The sequence below is a fragment of the Kribbella sp. WER1 genome (assembly GCF_054189145.1).
Window position 1 is genome coordinate 4,700,600 of sequence record NZ_CM135186.1, and the last position, 22,552, is coordinate 4,723,151.

Below are 22,552 nucleotides of genomic sequence, written 5' to 3' on the forward strand. Positions count from 1 at the left end.
CACGTTGGGGACTGTGCTCGGGGTTGCTGCTCTGGTGGGGACTGTGGGGTTGGGGCAGACCGCAGCCGGGCAGATCACGCAGCGGTTCGACCTGGCCGCGGCTACTCGGGTGGTGGTGTCGCCGGACGACAAAGGTGGCCAGCAAGGGGAGGCCGCGACACAACTCCCGTGGGATGCCCCCGAGCGGATCCAGCGGCTGAACGGCGTCGACGCGGCCGGCACGGTCAGCAACCTGGAGATCGGCGACGACCTCGTGCAGAACGTCACCGGCCTCGACAGCGGCACCGGCAAGGCACTCCCGGTGATGGCCGGATCCGCCGGCCTCTGGGACGCCGTACGTGCGGTGCTGAAAACCGGAAGGTTCTTCGACGACGGCCACGACCGCCGCGCCGACAAAGTGGTTGTCCTCGGCAAGCATGCCGCGGAACGCCTCGGCATCAACCGGGTCGACGCGCAACCGGCCGTGTTCATCGGCGACCAGCCGTACACCGTGATCGGCATCCTCGACTCGGTCAGCGGCCGCGCCGAACTGAACGACGCGGTGATCATGCCGAACGGCACCGCCCGCGAGGCCTACAACCTGCAGTCCCCGGACGCGGTCGAGATCCGCACAGCCGTCGGCGCCGCGCAGCTCATCGCCGAACAGGCCCCGATCGCGATCCAGCCGAACGACCCGAGCACCCTGAACGTCGACGCTCCACCCAAACAGGGCGCCGTACGCAAAGGCGTCGAGTCCGACCTGAACGCGCTCTTCCTGCTCCTCGGCGCGGTGGCGCTCCTCGTCGGCGGACTGGGTATCGCGAACGTGACCCTCCTGTCCGTCCTGGAACGCATCTCCGAGATCGGCCTGCGCAGAGCCCTCGGCGCGGCGCGAAGACATATCGCCGTGCAGTTCCTGGTGGAGAGCGTGATCGTCGGCTTCCTCGGCGGCCTGCTCGGTACGGCGGTCGGCGTGATCCTGACTGTCAGCGTGTCCTGGATCCGCGACTGGACGCCGATCCTCGACAACCGGCTGGCGTTCGGTTCACCCCTGCTGGGTGCGTTCATCGGCCTGGTCGCCGGTACGTACCCCGCCTGGAAGGCCTCCGCCATCCAGCCGATCACCGCGCTGCGAGGCACGTGAGTACAGCAAGGCGGTGACCGCGTACCCGGCCACGATCAGCGCGAGCACCGGGTACGACTTCCCGCTGTCGGGCAGGATCGCCGCGCCGAGTGCGGCCGCGGAGACCTGTCCGACGTTGTAGATCATGTCGTACAGCGCGAACACCCGCCCGCGGTACACGTCGTCGACACCCGTCTGGACGAGTGTGTCGACGCTGATCTTCACGCCCTGCGAGCAGAACCCGACGAGGAACCCGCCGATCACCACCGCGGGCCGGGTGTAGAGCCCGATCGGTACGACGCTGACGACCGCGGCGCCGACGAACAGCCAGCTGATCCACCGGCGCAGCGACAGCACCCGGGTGCCCCACGGCGTGATCAGCGCGGCGACGAACACTCCGGCGCCGACCGCACCGGTCGCGATCGCCAGCCCGCCGAACGCCCGGTCGAGCTGCCCGGGCCCGTAGAAGTAGTTGCGGTACAGCAGGATCATCGAGACCGTCATCAGCCCGAAGAAGAACCGGAGCGAGCCGATCGCGACGAGACCGAGCGCGGGCTGCCGGCGTTCGCGGAGGTGCCGGCCACCGTCGACCAGGCCGGCCGCGATCGTCCGGAGCGCCTCGGCGATGCCGGGCTCGTCACCGCTCAGGTCGGGGCCGAGTTGGTCGCGGCGCAGCCGGAGCGCGAGCAGGGCGGCGGTGGTGTAGATGACCACGGTGAGCCCGAGGACGGTGAGGTCGGAGTCGACCAGCAGCTTCACGCCGGCACCGATCCCGCCGCCGACCAGGAACGCCGCCGTACCCGAGGTCGGGGTGACCGCGTTGGCCATCACGAGTTCGTCGCGCTCGACGACGTGCGGGAGGCCGGCGGACAGGCCGGAGAGCAGGAAGCGGTTGACGCCGAGCGTGAGCAGTACGGCGAGGTAGAACGGCACGCCCGCGTTGCCGACCGCGACGAGCGCGCCGACGCCGATCACGAGCACCGCGCGGGTCAGGTTCGCACCGAACAGGATCTGCCGGCGCGACCAGCGGTCAAGCAGTACGCCGGTGAACGGCCCGAGGATCGAGTACGGCAGCAACGACACCGCGAACAACCCGGCGATCGCGGCCGCATCCGGCGCCCGCTCCGGCGAGAACAGCACGTACGACGCGAGCGCGACCTGGAACACCCCGTCGCCGCACTGCGACGTCAGCCGAACCGCGAACAACCGCCGGAAATCCCGCCGCTGCAGCAACGTCCACAGATCCCGGATAAACCGCACGGCAGCACTGTAACTACTACTTGAGCCGTTCGGCGGCGGTGTTCCCGCGCTGACCGACCGGTACGACGCCCTCCACCCGACCGTGGCCCCCTCGACCGCGTCACCCATCCCGCGTCGTCCGATCAAGCCTCTGTTAAGGACATTGTCGGACGCGCCGCAGCCGAGGGAAGTGACGCCGTACGGGAGTAGTGTTTTTGTGCCGGTGTGACCGTCAGTGGCGCGCCGGTTACGATTGTTCTCAGTTCTGAACCGCAGCGCGGATGGGATGTTCATGGCCGAATCGCACGACGCCGACGTCGACCCGGGGGTCTACGAGCAGCTGCGCCTCGACCGACCGCACGCGGCACGGGTGTACGACTACTTCCTCGGTGGCAAGGACAACTTCGCCATCGACCGGCAGGCCGCCGAGCATCTGCTGAAGGCGTTCCCGGGCTGCCGCGTCACCGCCCAGTCGAACCGGATGTGGATGCACCGCGCCGCGCGGTACGCCGCCGACCAGGGCATCACGCAGTTCCTCGACGTCGGCACCGGCATCCCCACCAGCCCGAACTTGCACGAGATCGTCCAGAAGGTCGTCCCCGAGGCGCACGTCGTGTACGTCGACAACGACCCGATCGTGCTCACCCACGCGCGCGCCCTGCTCTCCAGCGAGCCGCTCGGCAAGACGGCGTACCTCGACGCCGACATCACCGTGCCCGGCACGGTCCTGCAGTCCGAAGAGGTCGGAGAACTGATCGACTTCGGCAAGCCGGTCGCGCTCAGCCTGGTCGGCGTCCTGCACTCGCTCGCCGACGACCTGAAGCCGTACGACATGGTCCGCGACCTGCTCGAGCCGCTGGCGCCCGGGTCGCTGCTGATCATCTCGCACGCGACGCAGGACTTCGCGCCGGAGATGTGGGACCGCGCGGTCCAGGGCTACAAGTCCGACGGCGGCGGCAACGCCCAGGTGCGCAACAAGGCGGACGTCACGCGCTTCTTCGCCGGCACCGAGCTGGTCGAGCCGGGCGTGGTGTCGCCGATCCGGTGGTTCCCGGACGAGGAGACGAACCGCCGGGTCGACTCGGGGGAGTTCACCGAGATCATGTGCAGCCTGTACTGCGGGGTCGGGCGTAAGCCGTAACCGGCCGATGGACCGCGCCGCGTATCCGCACCACCTGGCGATCACGCTGCGGTGGAAGGACAACGACGTGTACGGACATGTCAACAACGTCGAGTACTACAGCTTCTTCGACACGGTCATCAACGATTTCCTGATCCGCGTCGGCGGCCTCGACATCCACGCCGGCGAGGTGATCGGCCTGTGCGTGGACTCCCAGTGCACGTTCAAGCAGCCCCTCGAGTTCCCCGGCGTCGTCGACGCCGCCCTACGCTGCGCCCAACTCGGCAACTCCAGCGTCCGCTACGAACTCGCCCTCTTCCGCGAAGACACCCCCCACCCCGCCGCCACCGCCCGCTTCGTCCACGTCTTCGTCAACCGCACCACCCGCCGCCCAGTCCCGATCCCCACCCCCATCCGCACCGCGTTGGAAGGAATCACGCCATGATCGTGCGGGGCGCAGTTCTGCGCGAGATGGGTTTGCCGGCGCCGTACGTCGAGTCGCGTCCGCTGCGGGTGGAAGAGGTTGAGCTGGCGCCGCCCGGGCCGGGGGAGTTGCTGGTGCGGATCCGGGCCGCGGGACTCTGCCACTCGGATCTCTCGGTGATCGACGGTTCGCGTCCGCGGGTGATGCCGATGTTGCTCGGCCACGAGGCGACCGGCGAGGTCGTCCAGTCGTCGGCCGAAGGTTTCGCGCCAGGGGACGTCGTCGTCTGCGCCTTCGTCCCCGCCTGTGGAATCTGCGCGCCCTGCGCCTCCGGCCGCCCCGCCCTCTGCGAACCCGGCGCCGCCGCCAACACCTCTGGCACCCTCCTCACCGGCGCCCACCGCCTGACCACACCAGACGAAACAGTCCACCACCACCTGGGCATCTCCGGCTTCGCGGACCACGCCGTGATCTCCGCGCATTCAGCCGTGAAGATCGACCCGGCCCTCCCACCCGAGATCGCCGCGCTCTTCGGCTGCGCGGTCCTCACCGGCGTCGGCGCGGTAGTGAACACAGCCCAACTCCGCGCCGGCCGCAGTACCGCGGTCTTCGGACTGGGCGGTGTAGGCCTCTCCGCCCTCCTCGGCGCGGTACTCGTCGGCGCCCACCCGATCGTCGCCGTCGACGTCGTACCGGCCAAACTCCAGCTCGCCCTCGAACTCGGCGCCACCGCCGCGATCGACGCCCGCGCCGACGACGCCGTCGACCAGGTCCGGGAGGCGACGGCCGGCGGAGCGGAGTACGCCTTCGAGACAGTCGGCAGTGCCAAGGTCCTCGAGCAGGCGTACGCCGCCACCCGCCGCGGCGGCACCACGATCACCGTCGGCCTCCCGCACCCGTCGCAGCCATTCACGGTCCCCGCGGTCAGCCTGGTCGCCGAGGAACGCACCGTGAAGGGCTCGTACCTCGGCTCGTCGGTCCCGTCCCGCGACATCCCGCGGTACGTCGCGCTCTACCGGTCCGGCCGCCTCCCGGTCGACCGGCTGCTCAGCGCCACCGTTGGCCTCGACGACCTGAACGCGGCGTTCGACGACCTCGCCGCCGGTACGTCGATCCGTCAGGTGCTGCTCTTCTGAAGGTTCTCCGCGGCCTTGTGGAACGTCACGTCGTTCCGCTGCTGAGCCTCCTCGGTGTAGTTGTCACCGAAATACTCGGCGCCTGGGACCGGCCGGATCTCCAGCAGCCCGGAGGTGTCCGGGTCGCCGGCGCCCAGCGCGTCCGCCGCGATGCACCGCCAGCCCCATTCCTCCGCCTCCGCCCGGGACGCCACCTCGATCAGGCAGAACCCGGCGATCAGCTCCTTGGTCTCGGCGAACGGACCGTCGACCACCCGGCGCTTCCCCTCGTCGAGCTGCAGCCGGAAGCCCTGCGCACTCGGCAGCAGCCCGTCGCCTGCCAGCAGCACGCCCTGCTCCGCCATCTCGGCCATCACCAGGCCCATCGCGGTCAGCGCTGCCTCGCTCGGCGGCTGCCCGGCTTCGGACTCCTCGCTGGCCTTGAAGATCATCATGAATCGCATCGGGGACCCTCCCAAGTCGGCGTTAAATCCCGAGACGAATCTATACAGCGGCGGGGACCTTCGGGCAGGCTACGCACAGTGCGTTCGCGTACACCGCTCGTGAAGATGTCAAGTGAGGCACGCCGGAGTACCTGAGGAGTTCCCGCCCCATGCCAACCCGCCGCCCCCTGAACCGCCGCCGGATCAGTGCTCTTGCTGTCGCCGGTGCGCTCGCTTGTGGATCCCTGGCCGTCGCTCTGGGCAACCAGGCCGACGCCAAGGAGCCCGCCCCGCTCTCCATCGACCAACTGCTCGGCCGGGAACAGCCGGGCCGGACCGCGCTCGGCCGGGTCCAGTCCCGGCTCGACGAGGTCGCGGCGAAGAACAAGCTGACCACCGACCACCTCCGGCAGATCCTGACGAGTGACAAGACGGCCTGGCTGGATCACGGCGGCCGGCTGTTCTACCGTGAGCCGGTCGCCACCACCGTCGAGCGCTCGGCCGACGCCGCGGCGTCCCCGCGCTGGGCTCGGTCGGCCGTCGCCGGCGCGACCGGTCCGGCGTTCGAGCTGCACAGCAAGCCCGGCTCGAACCGGGTCATCTACCTCGACTTCACCGGCCACACCATCACCGGGACGGCGTGGAACGCGAACGGCAAGCCCGCGACGGTCACCATCACGCCGTACGACACCGACGGCAGTCCTTCGAGTTTCAGCATGGCCGAACAGGACGTCGTCCATGACGTCTGGGCCCGGGTCGCCGAGGACTACGCGCCGTTCGACGTCGACGTGACGACGCAGGAGCCGACCGCGGCCGCGATCGACCGCGCGGGTGCATCCGACCAGCAGTACGGCACGCGCGTCGTGATCGATCCGACCACCTGGTACCAGTCGAGCTGCGGCTGCGGCGGGGTCGCGTACGTCGGCGTGTACGACAACACCAGCAACCACGCGTACTACCAGCCGGCGCTGGTCTTCACGAAGGGCGTCGGCACCGGCGCGAAGAACATCGCCGAGGCCGCGGCCCACGAGGCCGGGCACAACGTCGGGCTCTCCCACGACGGCACGTCGTCCGTCGGGTACTACGCGGGCCACGGCGCGTGGGCGCCGATCATGGGCGTCGGGTACTCCAAGGCGATCAGCCAATGGAGCAAGGGCGAGTACACGGGCGCGAACAACAAGGAAGACGACTACGCGGTGATCGGCCAGAACGGGCTGACCCTGCGCGCCGACGACCACGGCAACACCACCGCGACCGCCGACCCGATCACCCTCGGCACGAGCGTGAAGGGCATCTACGAGAAGGACACCGACGTCGACCTGTTCCGGATCGACCTCAAGGCCGGGACCTTCACGTTCGCCGCGAACACCGCCGCGTCCGGCGCCGACCTGGACATCAAGCTCCAGCTGCTGAACGCGTCGGGCACCGTCGTCGCCACCGCCGACCCGGCGTCCGGACAGTCCAACGCGAGTACGCCGACCGGCCTGAGCGCCAGCATCACCCGCCAGATCACGGCCGGTCGGTACTACCTCCGCGTCCAGAACACCGGGTACGGCGATCCGCTGAACACCGGCTACTCGACGTACGGCAGTCGCGGCGCCTACACCGTCCGCGTCACCGCCGCCTGAGACCCCCGGGGCCGCCGATCCCACCGAGATCGACGGCCCCGGGTCTGCTGTGTGGGGGGAACCGCCCGCGGGGGGACGTGAGGAGGAACCCGTATGAACAGAATCCGCCGCGCCGGCGCACTCGCGTGTGCCGGTGCTGTCGCTTTCGGAGGGCTGGCTGTCGCGCTCGGCGGCCAGGCCGATGCGCAACAGACACCGATCGACCAGCTCCTGTCGCAGCCGGTGGTCGGCAGCCAGGTGCTCGGAAAGGTGCAGTCGCGGCTGGCTGAGGTGGCCGCGCACAACGGACTGCCGACGGACCAGTTGCGGCAGATCCTGGCCACCGACAAGACCGCGTGGCTCGATGCCGACAGCAAGTTGTTCTACCGCGAACCCGCGCTGACCGCGGCGCAGAAGGCGCCGGAGGCGTCGCCGCGCTGGGCCCGGACCGCCGTCGCCGGCGCGACCGGGCCGGCGTTCGAGCTGCACAGTAAGCCCGGCTCGAACCGGGTCATCTACCTGGACTTCGACGGCCACACGATCACCGGTACGGCGTGGAACGCGTCGAAGGGCATCGACCCGGTGAACATCTCGGCGTACGACACCGACGGCGATCCTTCGAGTTTCAGCACGGCCGAGCAGGATGTCGTCCGTGAGGTGTGGGCCCGGGTCGCGGAGGACTACGCGCCGTTCGACGTGGACGTGACGACGCAGGAGCCTGACCCGGCGGCAATCGACCGGGCGGGTGCGTCGGACCAGCAGTACGGGACGCGGGTTGTGATCGATCCGGACACCTGGTACCAGTCCGGCTGCGGGTGCGGCGGGGTTGCTTACGTCGGGGTGTACGACAACTCCTCGCAGCACGCGTACTACCAGCCGGCCCTGGTGTTCACGAAGGGCGTCGGCACCGGCGCGAAGAACCTGGCCGAGGCGGCGTCGCACGAGGCCGGGCACAACGTCGGGCTGTCGCACGACGGCACGTCGACGGTCGGGTACTACCAGGGCCACGGCGCCTGGGCTCCGATCATGGGCGTCGGCTACTACCGCGGCATCAGCCAGTGGAGCAAGGGCGAATACGCCGATGCGAACAACAAGGAAGACGATTTCGCGGTCGTCGGCACCCACGGCCTCGCCCTCCGCGCCGACGAGGCCGGCGACACGACCGCCGACGCCGCCGCGCTGACCGTCGGTACGCCGGTGTCCGGGATCATCGCGGCGGAGGACGACACCGACGTCTACCGCGTCGACGTGAGTGCCGCAGGCAACTACACCGCGACGGCGAACCCGGCCGCGGTCGGCGGCAACCTGGACATCAAGCTCGACCTGCTGGACAGCTCCGGCGCAGTCGTCGCCTCGAACGACCCAGCCTCCGGCCAAAGCGACGCAGGTACGCCGACCGGCCTCGGCGCGACCGTCACCGGCACCCTCCAGCCCGGTACGTACTACCTCCGGATCGACAACGTCGGGTACGGCGATCCGCTGAACACCGGGTATTCCACCTACGGCAGCCGCGGCGCGTACACGCTCGGCATCTCGCAGTCCTGAACCCTTGGGGCTGGTCGATCTCGCGCGGATCGACCAGCCACAGGTCCTAGATGGCCCGTTCGAGTGGGGCTGTGAGCGACTGCGGAGCGACCTCCAGCCGATCGAACCGCCAGCCTTTCGAGGTCCGCCGCGCGCCGTAGTGGTGGATCGCGGCGGCGATCTCCTCGGTCATGTCGTGCCGGACGAGCACGGCGAGGTCGTTCGCCCGCACGGTCGCGGTGTCGCCGTCGATCGTGATCACCAGGTTGGACTTGTTGTGCAAGGTGCGGACGTAGACGTCGTGCCCCTTGCGGGCCAGCTGGACAAGCGCCTCGATACCCACGGCCTCGCCGCGGAGCGACTTGACGACCACGTCGTCGGTGAACAGTTCGTCGCTTTCGTCGTACCGCAGTTCGTCGATCCACAGACTGTGCCGGGCAACCAGCTCGGCCAGCTCGCTGCGATCAATCAGTTCGCGCAGGTCGTTCATCAGGAGAACCCCTCAATAATTAGGCTGACTAACATTGGCGCCGCCAATGAATATAGATCGTTAGTCTGACTAACGCAACAGGCGTACGCTGTCCCCATGGACGAGGACCTGCGGTTCGATCACGGTGACCAGACGCCCGAGCGGCTGCGGGCGCAGCTGTCTCGTCTGGTCGGGATGACCGCGGCCCAGACGCAACGCGTTTCCAGCGAGGCGCTCCGCGCGATCGGGGCCCACAAGGACCACTTCGTCGTACTCGCGGCCCTCGCCGAGTTCGGCCCCGCGAGTCAGGCGGCGGTCGCCGGCCGCGCCCGTGTCTACAAGAGCGACCTGGTCGCCGTCCTCAACGAACTGTCGGAAGGTGGCTGGATCCGCCGCACCCCGGACCCAACCGACAAACGCCGCAACGTCATCACGATCACCCCCGCCGGCGAAGCCCGCCTAGCCGAGCTCGACGGCGTACTGTCCGCGGTCAACAACCACATCACGGCACCCCTGACCGCAGACGAACGGACTCAGCTCTTCGCCCTCCTGACCCGAGTCAACAACCACCTCTCCGCTCAGCCCTGAGCCCGCGGGATCAGGTGCCTGGCAGCGAGTGCAGCCAACGCCGCCGCGTTGTCACCCAGGACCGCGTCGTCGAACCGCACCACGCTCGAGTGATTCGACGGCGCCTCGCCTGCCGCCACGTCCTCCGGCCGCGCGCCCACCATCGCGAACGTTCCCGGCACCTCCCGCAGCACCATCGAGAAGTCCTCGGCGCCCATCAACGGATTCTGCAAGCGCTCGACCCGGTCCACGCCGAACATCTCGGTCAGCACCTCGGTCGTCTCCGCCGTACGCCCGGCATCGTTCACCGTCACCGGGTACTGCGGATTCAGCCGCGCGTCGACCGTGCAGCCGTGCGCGGCCGCGATCCGCTCCGCGAGCGCGGGCAGATCCCGCGTCAGCTGATCGAGCATCGCGTCGGACAGCGTTCGCACCGTCGCGCCGAGGCGGGCCGAGTTCGGGATGACGTTGATCGCAACGCCGGCCTCGAGTTGCGTCACCGTGACCACCACCGGGTCGAACACGTCGACCCGCCGCGTCACGTACGCCTGCAGCGCCAGCACGATCTCCGCCACCACCGGCACCGGATCCACCGTCGTCGCCGGCATCGACCCGTGCCCGCCCTTGCCGTACACGGTGATGTGCAACTGGTTCGAACTCGCCATCATCGTCCCCGGCCGCAACTGGAACACTCCCTTCCCGGCCTGCGCCCAGACATGCAACGCGTACGCCGCAACCGGCTTGTCGCCAGTCGCCTTCAGCAGCCCTTCACGCAGCATGTACCCGGCCCCGCCGAGCCCTTCCTCGCCGGGCTGGAACATGAAGATCACGTTCCCGTGCAGCTCCTCCCGACGTGCACTCAACAGCCGCGCCGCGCCGACCAGCCCCGCCGTGTGCAGATCGTGGCCGCAGGCATGCATGTTCCCGTTCTCCGCCGCATACTCCAGCCCCGTCTCCTCGACCACCGGCAAGGCGTCCATGTCCCCGCGTAACAACACGGTCGGACCCGGCGCCCCACCGCGCAACACCCCGACCACGGAGGTCACCTCGCGCCCGGTACTGGTCTCCAACGGCAACCCGGCCAACGCATCCATCACCACCTCCTGGGTCCGCGGCAACACCAGCCCCACCTCAGGCTCGCGATGCAGCACTCGCCGCAGCTCCACCAATCTCGCCAGAATCCCCGCACCCTCGGCAACGAAGCCCACAACCAACCTCCAGTCCCTTCCACACCAACGTGCCCGCCACCGTACCCACGTAGCCGCGAGATGTGGTGAGTGGTGAGAGTCGAGGTGTGATGCGGAAGTCGAGCAACGGGCGAGCAGGCGATCCATCAGGTGGCCTGTTCTGCTGCTACTGCGCGAGCGAGTGGGGCGATCAGGCGGCGGGCGCTGGGGCGGTCGGATGCGGGTTCCAGGGTGATGGCGAGTTCGTGAAGGCGTTCGGCTTCGGCGGCCAATTGGTCTGTGTCGAGTGACTCGATGGCGATGAGTACGCGCCGGAATTCGGCTCTGAAGGTCTGGAAGTCCATCGGTGCTGCCTCCGAGTAGATGCGGCTGGTGTTCATCTGGTCAGTTCCGGGGTGCGGGTGGCGGGACGAGGCTTGGACGGGGTGTGAGTGGTGGCTGTTGGGCGCGGGACAGCTAGGCCTGAGAGGGCTGTGCGGGTGCAGGCGTAGGTGGATTCGGCGGTCTGGATCTCCTGGTTGAGATGGGTCAGGACGGCCTCGGCGGTGCGGCGGGACTTGGCGGCTGCCTCGTCGGGGGAGGCGATTTCGTGACTGTCCAGGCGGGAGAGGCCGGTGCGGAGGATGGTTTCGAGTTGGGCCCGGGTGGGAGCGTCTGGCGGCTCGAGGGTGGGGAGGCGGGTCGAGTTGTAGAGGCGGCCGACGAGGAGGGGGAACTGGCCGGCGGCGGTTTGGCGGTTGAGGGACTTGAGGGTGTGGCCGGGTGGGTGGTTGGTGCGGGCGTCGAGATCGGCAGCCAGGTGGCGGACGGCGGGGACGAACGCGGGGTAGTAGCCGCCCGAACGGACGGACTTGATGCCGGGGGCAACCTTGTCGATGCCGAGGCGGCGGATGTACTCGTCCAGGTGGTCCTGGGCCCAGGCCTCGGTGACGCCTTCCTCCAGCTCGCGGCTGCCGGGTTTGAGGAAGCCTTCGCGGGCGGCGTCCTGGGTGGCGCCGGACGGGCCGAGGAAGTGGGCGTGCTCGTGCAGGATGGTTGCCAGCGATTCCTTGTAGGCGAGCAGGATCGGCGGCGCCTGGTACTCGCCGGCGTGCTCGTACATGTGCTGGAGCGGCTCGAGGATCTCCTCGCGGTCGAGGTACAGCGTGCCGTCCCAGTGGGCGAGGCCGAGCATCACGCTCGAGGTCGCGACGACGCCTCCGTTCCACGCGGACTGGTCGGCGCCGGCGAGTTCGCGGGCGGTCTCGCCGCTGATCGTGAGCAGGTCGCCGAGCGATTCCGGCGTACTCACGGGCGCATCGCGAGCGCGAGCCGGGTCAGGGAGTCGGCGGCGCGGCGGTATCTGGTCTGCTCGTGCGGATCGTCGGCGGCCGCCGCGAGCCGGGTGAGTTCGGTGATCAGCCAGTCGTTGCGGGCGCGCCGCTCCGCGCGGGCGTCGGCTGTGGTGCCGGTCGAGTGCTCCATGGGTTGTCCTCCCGAGTCGTGAAGTCGGCGGAGAACATACGGAGTTCGGTGCCTTTTCCACGGGGGACTTTCGGAGCTGTGGATAACTAGAACAGCGTGGGCGGCTCGGCTTCGACGGGTTCCGGGAGCGGGGCCAGCGTGGGAACGGCCGCGGCGACGGTGGCGTGGAAGCGGCGGGCCAGGTTGAGGGCCTCGGCGTTGTCGGGGGTGTGCAGGAAGATCGTCGGCGAGCGGCCTTCGGCGAGCCAGTTCACGACCAGGTCGACGAGGTACGCCCAGCCGTCGACGGTCTCGGCGACCGAGTCACGGCCGATGTACCGGACGATCGGGGAGCCGGTCAGCGCCCGGGTTCGGCGGGCCACGCGCGGCTTCTTCATCCACGCGTCGCGCTCGGCGAAGCTGGTCGGGCGGCGGGAGAACAGCGTGCCGGTGTCGAAGGGGATCCACTCGGCTTGAGCGCGGGCCAGCACCCGTTCGAGATTCGCCGCGGCCTGGGGCTCGTCGAAGAACGCGCGGTGCCGGACCTCCACGGCGTACCGCTGGTCGGTCGGCGCCTTGTGCAGGAAGGCGGCGAGCGTGCCGAGGTCGGTGGGGGAGAACGCGGCCGGCAGTTGGATCCAGACCGCGTGGTTGCGCGGGCCGAGCGGCTCGATCGCAGTGAGGAAGGCGCGGAGTTCCGCGTCGATGTTCGTGAGTCGTCGTTCGTGCGTGATGACCTGCGGCAGTTTCACCACGAAGCGGAAGTCGGGTGGTGTCTGCGCGGCCCAGTTCTCCACCGAGGACCGGGACGGCGTCGCGTAGAACGTCGTGTTGCTCTCGACTGCGTTGCACCACGACGCGTACGACCGCAGCTTGTCCCGCGACGGCTGCGGCCAGGCGGCATGCGTCCACTGCGCGCACCCGACGGACAGCATGCCTACAACTTTCGCACGTACTGCCGACACACGTGCACTCGCCCGAACCGCTCCCGCATCTCCGCCTCGGCCGAGATCGGCGCCTGCATGAACGCGTTCACGACCCGGTCCACGCCCTGGGGCGCCACGAGCGCCTCGTCCTGCCACGTCTTGTAGACATGGAGATACCGGAACTCCTCGATGAATCCGGACCGCCGGTACCAGTCGTTCGCGGACGCATCACCACGAGTCCACGCATCGAGTACGTCGGCCGACAAGCGTGGAAGTACTGCTTCGAGGAGTCTCGTCGCCAGGCCCCGACGTCGATGGTCGGGGTGGACGGCGAGCGTGGCGATGGTGGCGCGGTCCGGGAAGATCTCGACGTCCATCAGGCCGACGACCGTGCCGTCGTCGGCGGCCACCAGCCGATGGGCGGGGTTCTCGAACGTGGGCCGCTCGACGACCACGTCGTCGAAGTACTCGGTGTCGAAGAAGCTCAGCAGGCGGCAGCGCAGCCAGCCGGCGGCGTCGGAGTCGCGGTACTCACGGATCTCGGTCATCCGGCGCCATGATCGCACGCTGCCCCGCACCCGGCGAGGGGTACGGGGCAGCGTCCGGTGCGAATCAGATCAGCGCTCGACCTCGCCGCGGATGAACTTCTCGACGAGCTCGCGGCAGACGTCGTCGGCGTACTGCTCCGGCGGCGACTTCATGAAGTACGACGACGCGGACAGGATCGGGCCGCCGATGCCACGGTCCTTGGCGATCTTCGCGGCGCGGATCGCGTCGATGATGATGCCGGCCGAGTTCGGGGAGTCCCAGACCTCGAGCTTGTACTCCAGCGACAGCGGGACGTCGCCGAAGTTGCGCCCCTCGAGCCGGATGAAGGCCCACTTGCGGTCGTCCAGCCAGGCCACGTAGTCCGACGGGCCGATGTGGACGTTGCGGTCCTCGATCTCCTCGCGCAGCTGCGAGGTGACCGACTGGGTCTTGCTGATCTTCTTGGACTCCAGCCGCTCCCGCTCGAGCATGTTCTTGAAGTCCATGTTGCCGCCGACGTTCAGCTGGTACGTGCGGTCCACGGTGACACCGCGGTCCTCGAACAGCTTGGTCAGCACGCGGTGCGTGATGGTCGCGCCGATCTGCGACTTGATGTCGTCGCCGACGATCGGCAGCCCGGCCGCGGTGAACTTGTCCGCCCACTCCTTGGTACCGGCGATGAACACCGGCAGCGCGTTCACGAACGCGACACCCGCATCGATCGCGCACTGCGCGTAGAACTTCGCCGCCTGCTCCGAACCGACCGGCAGGTAGCAGACCAGGACGTCGACCTGCGCCTCACGCAGCGCCGCGACCACGTCGACCGGCGAGGCGTCGGACTCGGTGATGGTCTCGCGGTAGTACTTGCCGAGGCCGTCGAGAGTGTGACCGCGCTGCACCGTCACGCCGGTCGGCGGTACGTCGCAGATCTTGATCGTGTTGTTCTCGCTGGCGCCGATCGCGTCGGCGAGGTCCAGGCCGACCTTCTTGCCGTCGACGTCGAACGCGGCGACGAACTCCACGTCGCGCACGTGGTACTCGCCGAACACGACGTGCATCAGACCCGGGACACGCTCCTCGGGCTTGGCGTCGCGGTAGTAGTGCACGCCCTGGACGAGCGAGCTTGCGCAGTTGCCGACGCCGACGATCGCCACTCGGATCGAGGTCATCTGGAATCTCCTTGGGTAGGCGGATGGTGCTGGTCAGGGGGCCGCTGTTGGCGCCGCTCGCCGTCGATCAACTCGTTCAGCCAGCGGACCTCGCGCTCGGCCGACTCCAGGCCGTGCCGTTGCAGCTCGAGGGTGTAGGCGTCGACCCGCTCCGCCGTCCGGCTCATGGCCGCCCGGAAGTTGGCCAGTCGCTCCTCCATCCGGGCCCTGCGGCCCTCGAGGATGCGCAACCGGGTGGCCGGATCGGTCCGGCCGAAGAACGAGAAGCGGACGCCGAAGGTGTCGTCCTCCCAGGCCGACGGACCGGCTTCGTGCATCGCGTGCGCGAAGTAGTCCTTCCCGTCGGCGGTGATCGTGTACACGATCTTGGGCCGGCGACCCGACTCCGGCGTCCCGGGGTCGGCCGTGATCAGCCCGTTGCGGAGCATCGCCTTCAGGCACGGGTAGAGCGAACCGAACGACAGCACGCGTCCCCAGCCGAACTGGGCGTTGACGCGCTTGCGGAGCTCGTAACCGTGCATCGGCGCTTCGTGCAGCAGACCGAGTACGGCGAGCTCCAGGACCCCACTGCGGTTTCCCATGACTCACCTCCCACGGTCTAGTTTGTCATGACCTGATGTATCGGCTCGATACATCGTGCTGCCACTGTAAGCAGACCTGACGCCTGTGGACAACTCTTGACAAACACGACCTTTGTAACCCTCGAATCCCGCCGCGCCGAGAAACCTGTTACGTCAGGCGCCGAGCTGCGTTAATCGAATGACACCCAGCGTCGTAGCCCGGGAGCGGAGGGTAATGACCGACAGTCATGGGAAGCACGCCAGATCCGAGGTTGCGGCCGAAGGCGTGCTCGCCCGGCTGGCCCTGCGGTTCACCGCCTTCACCGAGAAGTGGCTCCCGGACGCGTTCGGGTTCGTCCTGGTCGGGACGTTCGTGGTGCTGCTGTTCGGCCTGGTCACCGGTGAGCCGCTGCTGAAGCGCCCGGACGACCCGGCCGCGACCAAGGGCTTCGGGATGGTCGATGCCTGGGGCATCGGGTTCTGGTCGCTGATCACATTCACCCTGCAGATGGCGATGATCATCATCGGCGGGTACGCCGTCGCCACCAGCGGCCCGGTCGCCCGGTTGATCACCCGGCTCGCGCGGATCCCGAAGAACCCGCGGAGCGCCGTCGCGTTCGTCGCCGCGGTCGCGATGATCGCGTCGTACCTGAACTGGGCCTTCAGTCTGATCTTCGCCGCGATCCTGGCGCGCGAGGTGGCCCGGAACGTCCCGAAGGCGGACTACCGTGCGCTCGGCGCGATGGCGTTCCTCGGCCTCGGAACCGTGTGGGCGCAGGGGTTGTCGGGCTCGGCCGCGTTGCAGGTCGCGAGCGCGAGCAGCAGCCCGCCGCCCGTGCAGGAGGTCATCAAGGCGGCCGGTCACGCCAGCGGATTGATCCCGCTCAGCGACACGATCTTCACCTGGCAGGCGATCGTCGCGACGCTGATCGTGTACGTCGTCGGCGTCGCGATGGCGTGGTTCATCGCGCCGGGCGAAGGCGCCGCGCGGACCGCGGCAGATATCGGCATCGAGCTCAAACCGCTGATCGGGCGTGGATCGCAGTACAACGGTCAACGCGAGGAGAAGCGCAGGCCCGGTGACTGGCTCGAGCACTCGCCGCTGTTCAGCCTGCTGATCGTGCTGCTCGGTGCGGTGTATCTCGTGCGCTACTTCAGCGGCAAGAACTTCTTCAACGCGCTGGACCTCAACACGGTCAACCTCGTGCTGTTCCTGCTCGCATTGCTGCTGCACTGGCGCCCGTGGCGGATGGCCCGCGCGGTCCGCGACGGCGCACCGGCGGCGGCCGGCGTACTGCTCCAGTTCCCCTTGTACGGCGGGATCTTCGGGATGATCGCGTACACCGGGATCTCCGCACGCCTGGCCGGCTGGCTGGTGCATGCGAGCAGCCAGTTCCTGTTCCCGCCGCTGGTCGCGATCTACTCGTGCATCCTCGGCATCTTCGTCCCCAGCGGCGGCAGCAAGTGGGTGATCGAGGCGCCGTACGTCCTGCAGGCCGCGAACACGCTGCACGTGGACGCGGGATGGATGGTTGTCGTGTACGACCTCGGGGAGGCGAGCGCCAACCTGCTGCAACCGTTCTGGATGCTGCCGACGCTCGCCATCCTCGGACTCAAGGCCCGCGACATCATGGGCTACACGTTCACGATGTTCTTGGCCTGCTTTCCTGCCGCACTGATCGCCGTGACGCTATTGGCTCCGCACGTCACCTCGTGACGCGGAAGTAGTCGAACTGTGCGGTCGCCTTGCCGTACTGCGCTTCTGTCTGCGCCGACGAGCCCTGCGACACCAGCCCGATGCGCGGCGTCGTACCGGCCGGCAGGGTCCACGCCGCGCCCCACACCCAATGCTTCCCGTCGGTGCTGGACGCCGCCCGGTACCGGTGCTCGCCGGTCTGCGGTACGACGTCGTGCGCCAGCCGCAGCCACGTCGTCTCGGCCGGCGGGCCGATCATCGCGCCGCCGAACGTGACCACCGACGGAGCACCGGCCGGCGTGAACCGCATCCGCTTGCCGAACTCGATGAACCGCCCGGTGCCGCCGGCAACATGGTCGAGCCGCATCCAGTTCTCGTCGTCCAGGTAGACCAGCAGACCGGCCTGCTGGTAGTTCCGGACCGTGTCGGTGCCGACGTCGAGGTGCAGTTTGGTCTCCACCACGAAGTTGCCGGTCGGCTGGTCGCGGAGCAGCAGTGACGCCTTCGCCGCGGTGTTGTTGTCGGTGAGGTCGTTCGCCTCCGTCTTCCACTGCAGCGCACCGTTGGCGACGGTGGCGTCGGGGCTGACGTTCCGCCAGGTCCAGCCGGAATTCAGGCCGCTCGTGAACTCGTCGGAGTACCGCGGGTCGATCCGGCCGATGCGGGGCGTCGGGGCTGCGCGGGTGACCGGCTTGTAGAGCGGAGCAACCGAGAAGTTGCTGGCACCGCCTACGGGCGCGGCGGCGCCAGCACCCGGCGCAGGCAGTTGCACTGTCGCCAACGGGTCGCCCAGGCGGTCCTCACTGAACTCTGCGGTCGCGTGGTTGTCGCGGAGCTCCAACGCGATGGTGCCGGGTACGTTCAGCGGCACTGGCACGCTACGGCTATAACCGGTCCGGTTGGTGACCTTGAGCTGACCCTGGCTCAATACAGCCGTCACACCGTGCGCTGAGACGCCTTGGCCGGTGCCCGTGACGTCTGCTTCGACCCGTACGTTGCCTGCTGTCGCAGTAGACGTGGTGACCGGCGAGACCTTGCTGGACTCGCTGGGACCGGTACCTGCGTTCACTTCCGGCCAGCCGTCGATCCAGTCGAGTCGATCGAGCAGCATCGGCCGGAGCAGCCAGCCGTTGCTGTTCGTCACGAACGGATCAGTGCGGTCGACCCCGTGGTACGCGAGCCACTGCTGGCCGCTCAGGTCCGTGACGACCGACGAGTGGCCGGTCCCGACCCAGCGGTTCCCGTTGGACGCGACCACCGGCGTACCACCGGTGCGCGAGGCGTTGAGGTCGTGGCCCTCGCGGTCGAGGAACGGGCCGAGCGGACTGCGCGACCGCCCCGCGAACACGGCGTACCCGGTGGTCGGGCCGGCGCAGCAGTTCGCAGAGGAGCCGAAGAGGTAGTAGTACCCGTCGTGCTTCACGACGTACGGGCCCTCGAAGCGGTCCCGGGCGACGTCGGTGACCGCTCCGGTCGTACGAAGCCCGTCCGGCGTCAGCCGTACGGCGTGGATGCCGCCGTTGTAGCTGCCCCAGTACAGGTACCGCGTACCGTCCGTGTCCGTGAACTCCGCCGGGTCGATGGTCCACTGGAATCCCCCACCCGCGGCCGGGCGCGGCGCGACCACCGGGGCGCCGGAGTCGGTCCACGGACCGGCCGGGGTCGGCGCGGTCGCCGCGCCGATCGCGTAGTCCCAGTCGCCCGGCGTCGTCGTGGTGTTCGGGACGGTGAAGTACAGGACGTACTTCCCGTCGATGTAGCGGATGTCCGGCGCCCAGAACCCGCTGCTCGGGTCCGCCCAGGTCGGGCGGTTGGTCGCGTTGAAGACCGAGCCGACCTTCTCCCAGTGGGTGAGGTCGCGGGAACGGGCGATCTTGTACGAGTCGCCGTCGTGCCCGTCCTTCGCGTACGGGCCGCCGGTCGAGTAGGCGTACCACCAGCCGTCGCGGCCCTTGATCATCGAAGGGTCCGGGAAGTCGGCGGAGTACCCGGCGGTGACGGGGTTCGAGTAGCCGGCGGCCGGCGGGGCCGCGGCGTGACTGACCGAGGAGACGAGCAGCGTCAGGCCCGCTGCGAGCAGTGAGAGGCGGATCACATCCTCAGGGAACCGGATGCTTCCAACGTTGTAAAGACTCCAGCTGAGAGTTCCCCTGGACCACTTTTCGCCAGGTCGGCCCGGTGTTGCTAGCATCCGGAGCGGATTCGGGCCTGTTACCACACCCACCGTAGTCTGTGGGGCAATGACTTCCGCGAGATCGTCGAGGATTGCACTGTGAGTGAAGCTCGTAGAAAGGCCGCCCCGTCGCGCCGGCGGAAGAAACACTGGGCGCTCCGGGTGCTGGGCTGGCTCGCCGCACTCTTGTTCCTCGGCGTCATCGGAGCGGTCGCAGCGTTCTTCATCATCTACCAGACGACGAAGATCCCGAACGCGAACGCCGACTTCCAGACCAACACCACCACGGTGACCTTCGCCGATGGGCGCAACCCGCTGGGTTCGTTCTATGAGCAGAACCGGCGCACCGTGCCGCTGTCGCAGATCCCGAAGTGGGTCCAGGACTCGGTGATCGCGGCGGAGGACCGGACGTTCTGGACAAACCCCGGCATCTCGCCCCAGGGCATGGTGCGGGCGGCCTGGAACATTGCCCAGGGTCAGCAGATGCAGGGTGGTTCGACGATCACCCAGCAGTACGTGAAAATCATGTACCTGACCCAGGAGCGGACGGTCTCCCGGAAGCTCAAAGAACTGTTCATCGCCACCAAACTCGGTCGGCAGCAGGACAAGAGCAAGACGCTCGAGGGTTATCTGAACACGATCTACTTCGGTCAGGGTGCGTACGGCATCGCCGCCGCCGGCAAGACCTATTTCGGGGTGAAGGAACCGAGTCAACTGTCGGTCCCGCAGACGGCACTGCTCGCGACCGTCCTCAACAACCCGACGCTGTTCGACGTCACCGATCCGGACCCGCGCACGAAGAAGCGGATCATCGACCGGTATCACTACGTCCTCAACGGTATGCAGCAACTGGGCACGATCACGCCAACCCAAGAGAAGCAGTACGGCGCTCGCCTACCGAGCCTTGAGAACTTGCAGAAAAAGAGCAGCCGCTACGCAGGACCGAACGGCTTCCTGCTCGACATGGCGCGTAAGGAGCTGGCGCAGCACTTCGACGAGGACGAAATCCAGGGCGGTGGCCTGACGGTCACGACGACCTTCAACTACCAGCAGCAGAAGCGGATGCTGGTGGCGGCCCAGAACGAGCTGCCGAAGAAGCGCGACGGACTGCATGTCGGGATGGCCGCGGTGCAGCCGGGGACCGGCCAGTTGCTGGCGTTGTACGGCGGTCCGGACTTCCTCAAGAGCCAGCTGAACTGGGCGACTGCGAAGGCGCGGCCGGGTTCGTCCTTCAAACCGTTCGCGCTGGCCGCGGCGCTTGAGGACAAGAAGTCGCTGTGGGGCGTCTATCAGGGCGACAGCCCGATCGTCGTCCAGGGACAGAAGTTCCGGAACGAGCTCGGCACCGACTACGGTGACGTCACCTTGATGAAGGCGACCGAGCAGTCGATCAACACCGCCTTCTACGACTTGGTCGACAACCAAATGGACAACGGTCCGGAGAAGGTCGTCGCCGCGGCGGAGGCGGCCGGTATCCCGGCTTCCAAGACACTCGAGGACGACAAGGCCAACCCGTCGACAGTGCTCGGCCCGAATGCGTACGCGTCGCCGGTCGACATGGCAAACGCCTACGCGACCTTCGCAGCCGGTGGTAAGTACACGCCGGTGCACGTCATCAAGGAAGTACGCGACGCCAAGGGCAAGGTCGTGTACTCGGACGCCGATCTGCTGAAGAAGCAGAAGCAGGCCTTCAGCCCGGAGATCGCCAACCTGGTGAACTACGCGCTGCAGAACGTGGTGCAGAAGGGCACCGGCGTGGGCGCGAAGGATCTCCAGCGCCCGGTCGCGGGCAAGACCGGCACCGCGGGTGGGGTCGCCGTCGAGGACCGTGCGAAGAACAAGGCGTGCGACGGCTGCAAGGACAACTCGGCGACGCTGACCTCGTGGTGGACCGGGTACACGCCGCAAGAGTCCACCTCCGTGCTGTACCGGGCCGGCGCCAGTGGTGAGTCCAACCTCGACCCGTACAGCAGCGACCCGGCATTCTTCGGTGGGAACTGGCCGCTGAAGACCTGGCTGGCGTTCATGTCCGCGGCCCTCGAAGGCGTGCCGACTGTGCCGTTCACGGAGCCGAACGGCGACGACATCAAGGACACGTCGACGCCGACGTACACACCGACGCCGACCGATACGCCGCCGCCCAGTACTCCGATCAACACACCGCCGCCGAGTACACCGCCGCCGAGTACCCCGCCACCCAATACGCCCCCGCCCAGCACGCCTCCGCCGAACACACCCGATCCGACGAAGACGAAGACCAAACCGACGCAGCCGACGAACACCCCCGTCATCACGCTGCCAACCGGTGGTCCGCCCCAGTCGACCAATACACCGAGGAAACCCGGCACCGGTCAGTAACCGCACCAGAACGGCACCCCGCACGGGGTGCCGTTCTCGTTGCAGCAACGTGCGCCTGCAACAACCTGCAGATTCGTTGACCCGGCAGCTACGGGATCACTACGTTCTCCGTGCGTGCATCACCGACTGCAGAGCGTGATCTCTGCCGAGAATATGGGGGATCTTCATGATGCGAACCAAGCTGCTCCGCGCCGTTCTGGCGCTACGATGCGGATCGGTGTCTCCGTACTTGCACTGCTAGCCGCGACTGCTTGCACCAGCCGCGCTCGGCAAGACAAGTTGGAGATCATCGATCCGCGGGGCGCCGAGTTCCAGCGTGCGCTGACGGTTACCAGGGCCCGACTGGCGCCGGCTGAGCGAGCTGTTCGCGCGGCCGCGCCGAAGGCCCGGGTCGTGGGCACCCGGGAGGAAGTCGGCTGTGTCCGTGGAAACAAGGGTCCGAAGGGACAGCAAGACCCTTGGGACTCAGAGTGCGGCGTTCGGCGAAGCTTGGGGCTCTTTGCACCGGACCCGGTCACAGCGCTGCTGGTGGCCGACAAGTCGCTGGCCGCGGCTGGGTACCACGGGAAGTGGTACCTCGCAGATGGCAAGACCGAGGTACCGATCGCGCGTTCGAGTGCTGTCGCCAGCGCGGTCTACGTCAACTCGGGTGGGAGCTTGGTTCGGATGCAGGTGGGACTGACCGGGCAGAAGCAGATGTTTCAGTCCTCTCGTCCGCGTCCTGGGTACTTCAATGACACCGTCGGGCAGAACTGGGAGCAGGTCGTACCGTTCGGTGCCACGTTCACGTCGCCGGTGATCGCGGCTGAGTTCCGGGTGGATCCGTTCATCAGGAGGCCGGTCACGTCTTGACGGCAACCGGGTTCGGGCGGCTGGAACCCGGATGGGGGACGATAGGGGGG

22 protein-coding genes are annotated in these 22,552 nt (G+C 68.1%); 10 read left to right on the plus strand and 12 right to left on the minus strand.

Annotated elements, in window-relative coordinates:
• Positions 1-4 precede the first annotated feature (4 nt).
• Positions 5-1,123, plus strand: a complete 1,119-nt coding sequence (locus ACXJJ3_RS22720; protein ID WP_458163839.1) for an ABC transporter permease — start codon at positions 5-7, stop codon at positions 1,121-1,123.
• Here ACXJJ3_RS22720 and ACXJJ3_RS22725 read toward each other — a convergent pair.
• Positions 1,025-2,362, minus strand: coding sequence for an MFS transporter (locus tag ACXJJ3_RS22725; RefSeq protein ID WP_458163840.1), 1,338 nt, complete (start codon positions 2,360-2,362; stop codon positions 1,025-1,027). The two genes, ACXJJ3_RS22720 and ACXJJ3_RS22725, sit on opposite strands and share 99 nt — an antisense overlap.
• Positions 2,363-2,633: 271 nt before the next feature.
• Between ACXJJ3_RS22725 and ACXJJ3_RS22730 the strand changes: the two genes are divergently transcribed.
• The 3 genes from ACXJJ3_RS22730 to ACXJJ3_RS22740 are packed head-to-tail and all read left to right on the plus strand — an operon-like array spanning position 2,634 to position 5,021.
• Positions 2,634-3,482 carry an SAM-dependent methyltransferase gene (locus ACXJJ3_RS22730; RefSeq protein ID WP_458163841.1) on the plus strand — a complete coding sequence of 283 codons (849 nt, stop codon included), beginning with the start codon at positions 2,634-2,636 and terminating at the stop codon, positions 3,480-3,482.
• Positions 3,483-3,489: 7 nt separating this feature from the next.
• A complete protein-coding gene (locus ACXJJ3_RS22735) occupies positions 3,490-3,906 on the plus strand; it encodes an acyl-CoA thioesterase (RefSeq protein ID WP_458163842.1) in 417 nt (138 codons plus the stop codon).
• Entirely contained in the window at positions 3,903-5,021 is a 1,119-nt protein-coding gene (locus tag ACXJJ3_RS22740; RefSeq protein WP_458163843.1) for a zinc-dependent alcohol dehydrogenase family protein, read from the plus strand. The genes ACXJJ3_RS22735 and ACXJJ3_RS22740 overlap by 4 nt, the downstream gene beginning before the upstream one ends.
• Here ACXJJ3_RS22740 and ACXJJ3_RS22745 read toward each other — a convergent pair.
• A complete protein-coding gene (locus ACXJJ3_RS22745) occupies positions 5,003-5,464 on the minus strand; it encodes a YciI family protein (RefSeq protein WP_458163844.1) in 462 nt (153 codons plus the stop codon). The two genes, ACXJJ3_RS22740 and ACXJJ3_RS22745, sit on opposite strands and share 19 nt — an antisense overlap.
• A gap of 149 nt (positions 5,465-5,613) precedes the next feature.
• Here ACXJJ3_RS22745 and ACXJJ3_RS22750 point away from each other — a divergent pair, with 149 nt between their 5' ends.
• Together ACXJJ3_RS22750 and ACXJJ3_RS22755 are read left to right on the plus strand one after the other, a co-directional pair.
• Positions 5,614-7,071, plus strand: coding sequence for a PPC domain-containing protein (locus tag ACXJJ3_RS22750; RefSeq protein ID WP_458163845.1), 1,458 nt, complete (start codon positions 5,614-5,616; stop codon positions 7,069-7,071).
• Between the two features lie 93 nt (positions 7,072-7,164).
• Complete coding sequence (locus ACXJJ3_RS22755) at positions 7,165-8,595, plus strand: pre-peptidase C-terminal domain-containing protein (protein ID WP_458163846.1); 1,431 nt, start codon at positions 7,165-7,167, stop codon at positions 8,593-8,595.
• A gap of 46 nt (positions 8,596-8,641) precedes the next feature.
• Here the strand turns inward: ACXJJ3_RS22755 and ACXJJ3_RS22760 are convergent, their stop codons facing one another.
• Positions 8,642-9,064: a nuclear transport factor 2 family protein gene (locus tag ACXJJ3_RS22760; protein ID WP_458163847.1), complete on the minus strand. Its 423-nt coding sequence runs from the start codon at positions 9,062-9,064 to the stop codon at positions 8,642-8,644.
• 96 nt (positions 9,065-9,160) lie between these two features.
• Here ACXJJ3_RS22760 and ACXJJ3_RS22765 point away from each other — a divergent pair, with 96 nt between their 5' ends.
• Positions 9,161-9,631 carry a MarR family winged helix-turn-helix transcriptional regulator gene (locus ACXJJ3_RS22765; RefSeq protein WP_458163848.1) on the plus strand — a complete coding sequence of 157 codons (471 nt, stop codon included), beginning with the start codon at positions 9,161-9,163 and terminating at the stop codon, positions 9,629-9,631.
• On the opposite strand, the gene ACXJJ3_RS22770 is transcribed toward ACXJJ3_RS22765, so the two are convergent.
• From ACXJJ3_RS22770 to ACXJJ3_RS22805, 8 genes are all read right to left on the minus strand, one after another.
• Positions 9,622-10,776 (minus strand): M20 metallopeptidase family protein, encoded by a 1,155-nt coding sequence (locus ACXJJ3_RS22770; protein ID WP_458163849.1) that lies wholly within the window; start codon positions 10,774-10,776, stop codon positions 9,622-9,624. The genes ACXJJ3_RS22765 and ACXJJ3_RS22770 overlap by 10 nt on opposite strands.
• A gap of 167 nt (positions 10,777-10,943) precedes the next feature.
• A complete protein-coding gene (locus ACXJJ3_RS22775) occupies positions 10,944-11,177 on the minus strand; it encodes a hypothetical protein (RefSeq protein WP_458163850.1) in 234 nt (77 codons plus the stop codon).
• The gene (locus ACXJJ3_RS22780) at positions 11,174-12,088 is read right to left on the minus strand and encodes a hypothetical protein (protein ID WP_458163851.1); all 915 of its coding nucleotides are present in this window, start codon (positions 12,086-12,088) and stop codon (positions 11,174-11,176) included. Before ACXJJ3_RS22780 ends, ACXJJ3_RS22775 begins: the two co-directional genes overlap by 4 nt.
• The gene (locus tag ACXJJ3_RS22785; RefSeq protein ID WP_458163852.1) at positions 12,085-12,261 is read right to left on the minus strand and encodes a hypothetical protein; all 177 of its coding nucleotides are present in this window, start codon (positions 12,259-12,261) and stop codon (positions 12,085-12,087) included. The genes ACXJJ3_RS22780 and ACXJJ3_RS22785 overlap by 4 nt, the downstream gene beginning before the upstream one ends.
• A gap of 86 nt (positions 12,262-12,347) precedes the next feature.
• Positions 12,348-13,175: a DUF72 domain-containing protein gene (locus ACXJJ3_RS22790; protein ID WP_458163853.1), complete on the minus strand. Its 828-nt coding sequence runs from the start codon at positions 13,173-13,175 to the stop codon at positions 12,348-12,350.
• Positions 13,176-13,177: 2 nt separating this feature from the next.
• Positions 13,178-13,714 carry a GNAT family N-acetyltransferase gene (locus tag ACXJJ3_RS22795; RefSeq protein ID WP_458163854.1) on the minus strand — a complete coding sequence of 179 codons (537 nt, stop codon included), beginning with the start codon at positions 13,712-13,714 and terminating at the stop codon, positions 13,178-13,180.
• Between the two features lie 69 nt (positions 13,715-13,783).
• The gene (locus ACXJJ3_RS22800) at positions 13,784-14,863 is read right to left on the minus strand and encodes an inositol-3-phosphate synthase (protein WP_458163855.1); all 1,080 of its coding nucleotides are present in this window, start codon (positions 14,861-14,863) and stop codon (positions 13,784-13,786) included.
• Positions 14,860-15,444, minus strand: coding sequence for a PadR family transcriptional regulator (locus ACXJJ3_RS22805; protein ID WP_131284360.1), 585 nt, complete (start codon positions 15,442-15,444; stop codon positions 14,860-14,862). Before ACXJJ3_RS22805 ends, ACXJJ3_RS22800 begins: the two co-directional genes overlap by 4 nt.
• Before the next feature lie 214 nt (positions 15,445-15,658).
• On the opposite strand from ACXJJ3_RS22805, the gene ACXJJ3_RS22810 reads away from it, so the two are divergent.
• Positions 15,659-17,140, plus strand: a complete 1,482-nt coding sequence (locus tag ACXJJ3_RS22810) for a short-chain fatty acid transporter (RefSeq protein WP_458163856.1) — start codon at positions 15,659-15,661, stop codon at positions 17,138-17,140.
• On the opposite strand, the gene ACXJJ3_RS22815 is transcribed toward ACXJJ3_RS22810, so the two are convergent.
• Positions 17,130-19,214, minus strand: coding sequence for a family 43 glycosylhydrolase (locus tag ACXJJ3_RS22815; RefSeq protein ID WP_458163857.1), 2,085 nt, complete (start codon positions 19,212-19,214; stop codon positions 17,130-17,132). The two genes, ACXJJ3_RS22810 and ACXJJ3_RS22815, sit on opposite strands and share 11 nt — an antisense overlap.
• 177 nt (positions 19,215-19,391) lie before the next feature.
• On the opposite strand from ACXJJ3_RS22815, the gene ACXJJ3_RS22820 reads away from it, so the two are divergent.
• Both ACXJJ3_RS22820 and ACXJJ3_RS22825 read left to right on the plus strand, forming a co-directional pair.
• Positions 19,392-21,650, plus strand: a complete 2,259-nt coding sequence (locus tag ACXJJ3_RS22820) for a transglycosylase domain-containing protein (protein ID WP_458163858.1) — start codon at positions 19,392-19,394, stop codon at positions 21,648-21,650.
• A 528-nt stretch (positions 21,651-22,178) separates the two neighbouring features.
• Positions 22,179-22,502: a hypothetical protein gene (locus ACXJJ3_RS22825; RefSeq protein WP_458163859.1), complete on the plus strand. Its 324-nt coding sequence runs from the start codon at positions 22,179-22,181 to the stop codon at positions 22,500-22,502.
• Positions 22,503-22,552: the final 50 nt, after the last annotated feature.

Bases quoted from the DNA above. Each gene is read 5' to 3' on its own strand.
- ACXJJ3_RS22730 (WP_458163841.1), top strand. From the start codon at position 2,634: ATGGCCGAATCGCACGACGCCGACGTCGACCCGGGGGTCTACGAGCAG.
- ACXJJ3_RS22805 (WP_131284360.1), bottom strand. From the start codon at position 15,444: ATGGGAAACCGCAGTGGGGTCCTGGAGCTCGCCGTACTCGGTCTGCTG.
- ACXJJ3_RS22765 (WP_458163848.1), top strand. From the start codon at position 9,161: ATGGACGAGGACCTGCGGTTCGATCACGGTGACCAGACGCCCGAGCGG.
- ACXJJ3_RS22810 (WP_458163856.1), top strand. From the start codon at position 15,659: ATGACCGACAGTCATGGGAAGCACGCCAGATCCGAGGTTGCGGCCGAA.
- ACXJJ3_RS22790 (WP_458163853.1), bottom strand. From the start codon at position 13,175: ATGCTGTCCGTCGGGTGCGCGCAGTGGACGCATGCCGCCTGGCCGCAG.
- ACXJJ3_RS22795 (WP_458163854.1), bottom strand. From the start codon at position 13,714: ATGACCGAGATCCGTGAGTACCGCGACTCCGACGCCGCCGGCTGGCTG.
- ACXJJ3_RS22740 (WP_458163843.1), top strand. From the start codon at position 3,903: ATGATCGTGCGGGGCGCAGTTCTGCGCGAGATGGGTTTGCCGGCGCCG.
- ACXJJ3_RS22775 (WP_458163850.1), bottom strand. From the start codon at position 11,177: ATGAACACCAGCCGCATCTACTCGGAGGCAGCACCGATGGACTTCCAG.
- ACXJJ3_RS22745 (WP_458163844.1), bottom strand. From the start codon at position 5,464: ATGCGATTCATGATGATCTTCAAGGCCAGCGAGGAGTCCGAAGCCGGG.
- ACXJJ3_RS22760 (WP_458163847.1), bottom strand. From the start codon at position 9,064: ATGAACGACCTGCGCGAACTGATTGATCGCAGCGAGCTGGCCGAGCTG.
- ACXJJ3_RS22735 (WP_458163842.1), top strand. From the start codon at position 3,490: ATGGACCGCGCCGCGTATCCGCACCACCTGGCGATCACGCTGCGGTGG.
- ACXJJ3_RS22785 (WP_458163852.1), bottom strand. From the start codon at position 12,261: ATGGAGCACTCGACCGGCACCACAGCCGACGCCCGCGCGGAGCGGCGC.
- ACXJJ3_RS22750 (WP_458163845.1), top strand. From the start codon at position 5,614: ATGCCAACCCGCCGCCCCCTGAACCGCCGCCGGATCAGTGCTCTTGCT.
- ACXJJ3_RS22800 (WP_458163855.1), bottom strand. From the start codon at position 14,863: ATGACCTCGATCCGAGTGGCGATCGTCGGCGTCGGCAACTGCGCAAGC.
- ACXJJ3_RS22755 (WP_458163846.1), top strand. From the start codon at position 7,165: ATGAACAGAATCCGCCGCGCCGGCGCACTCGCGTGTGCCGGTGCTGTC.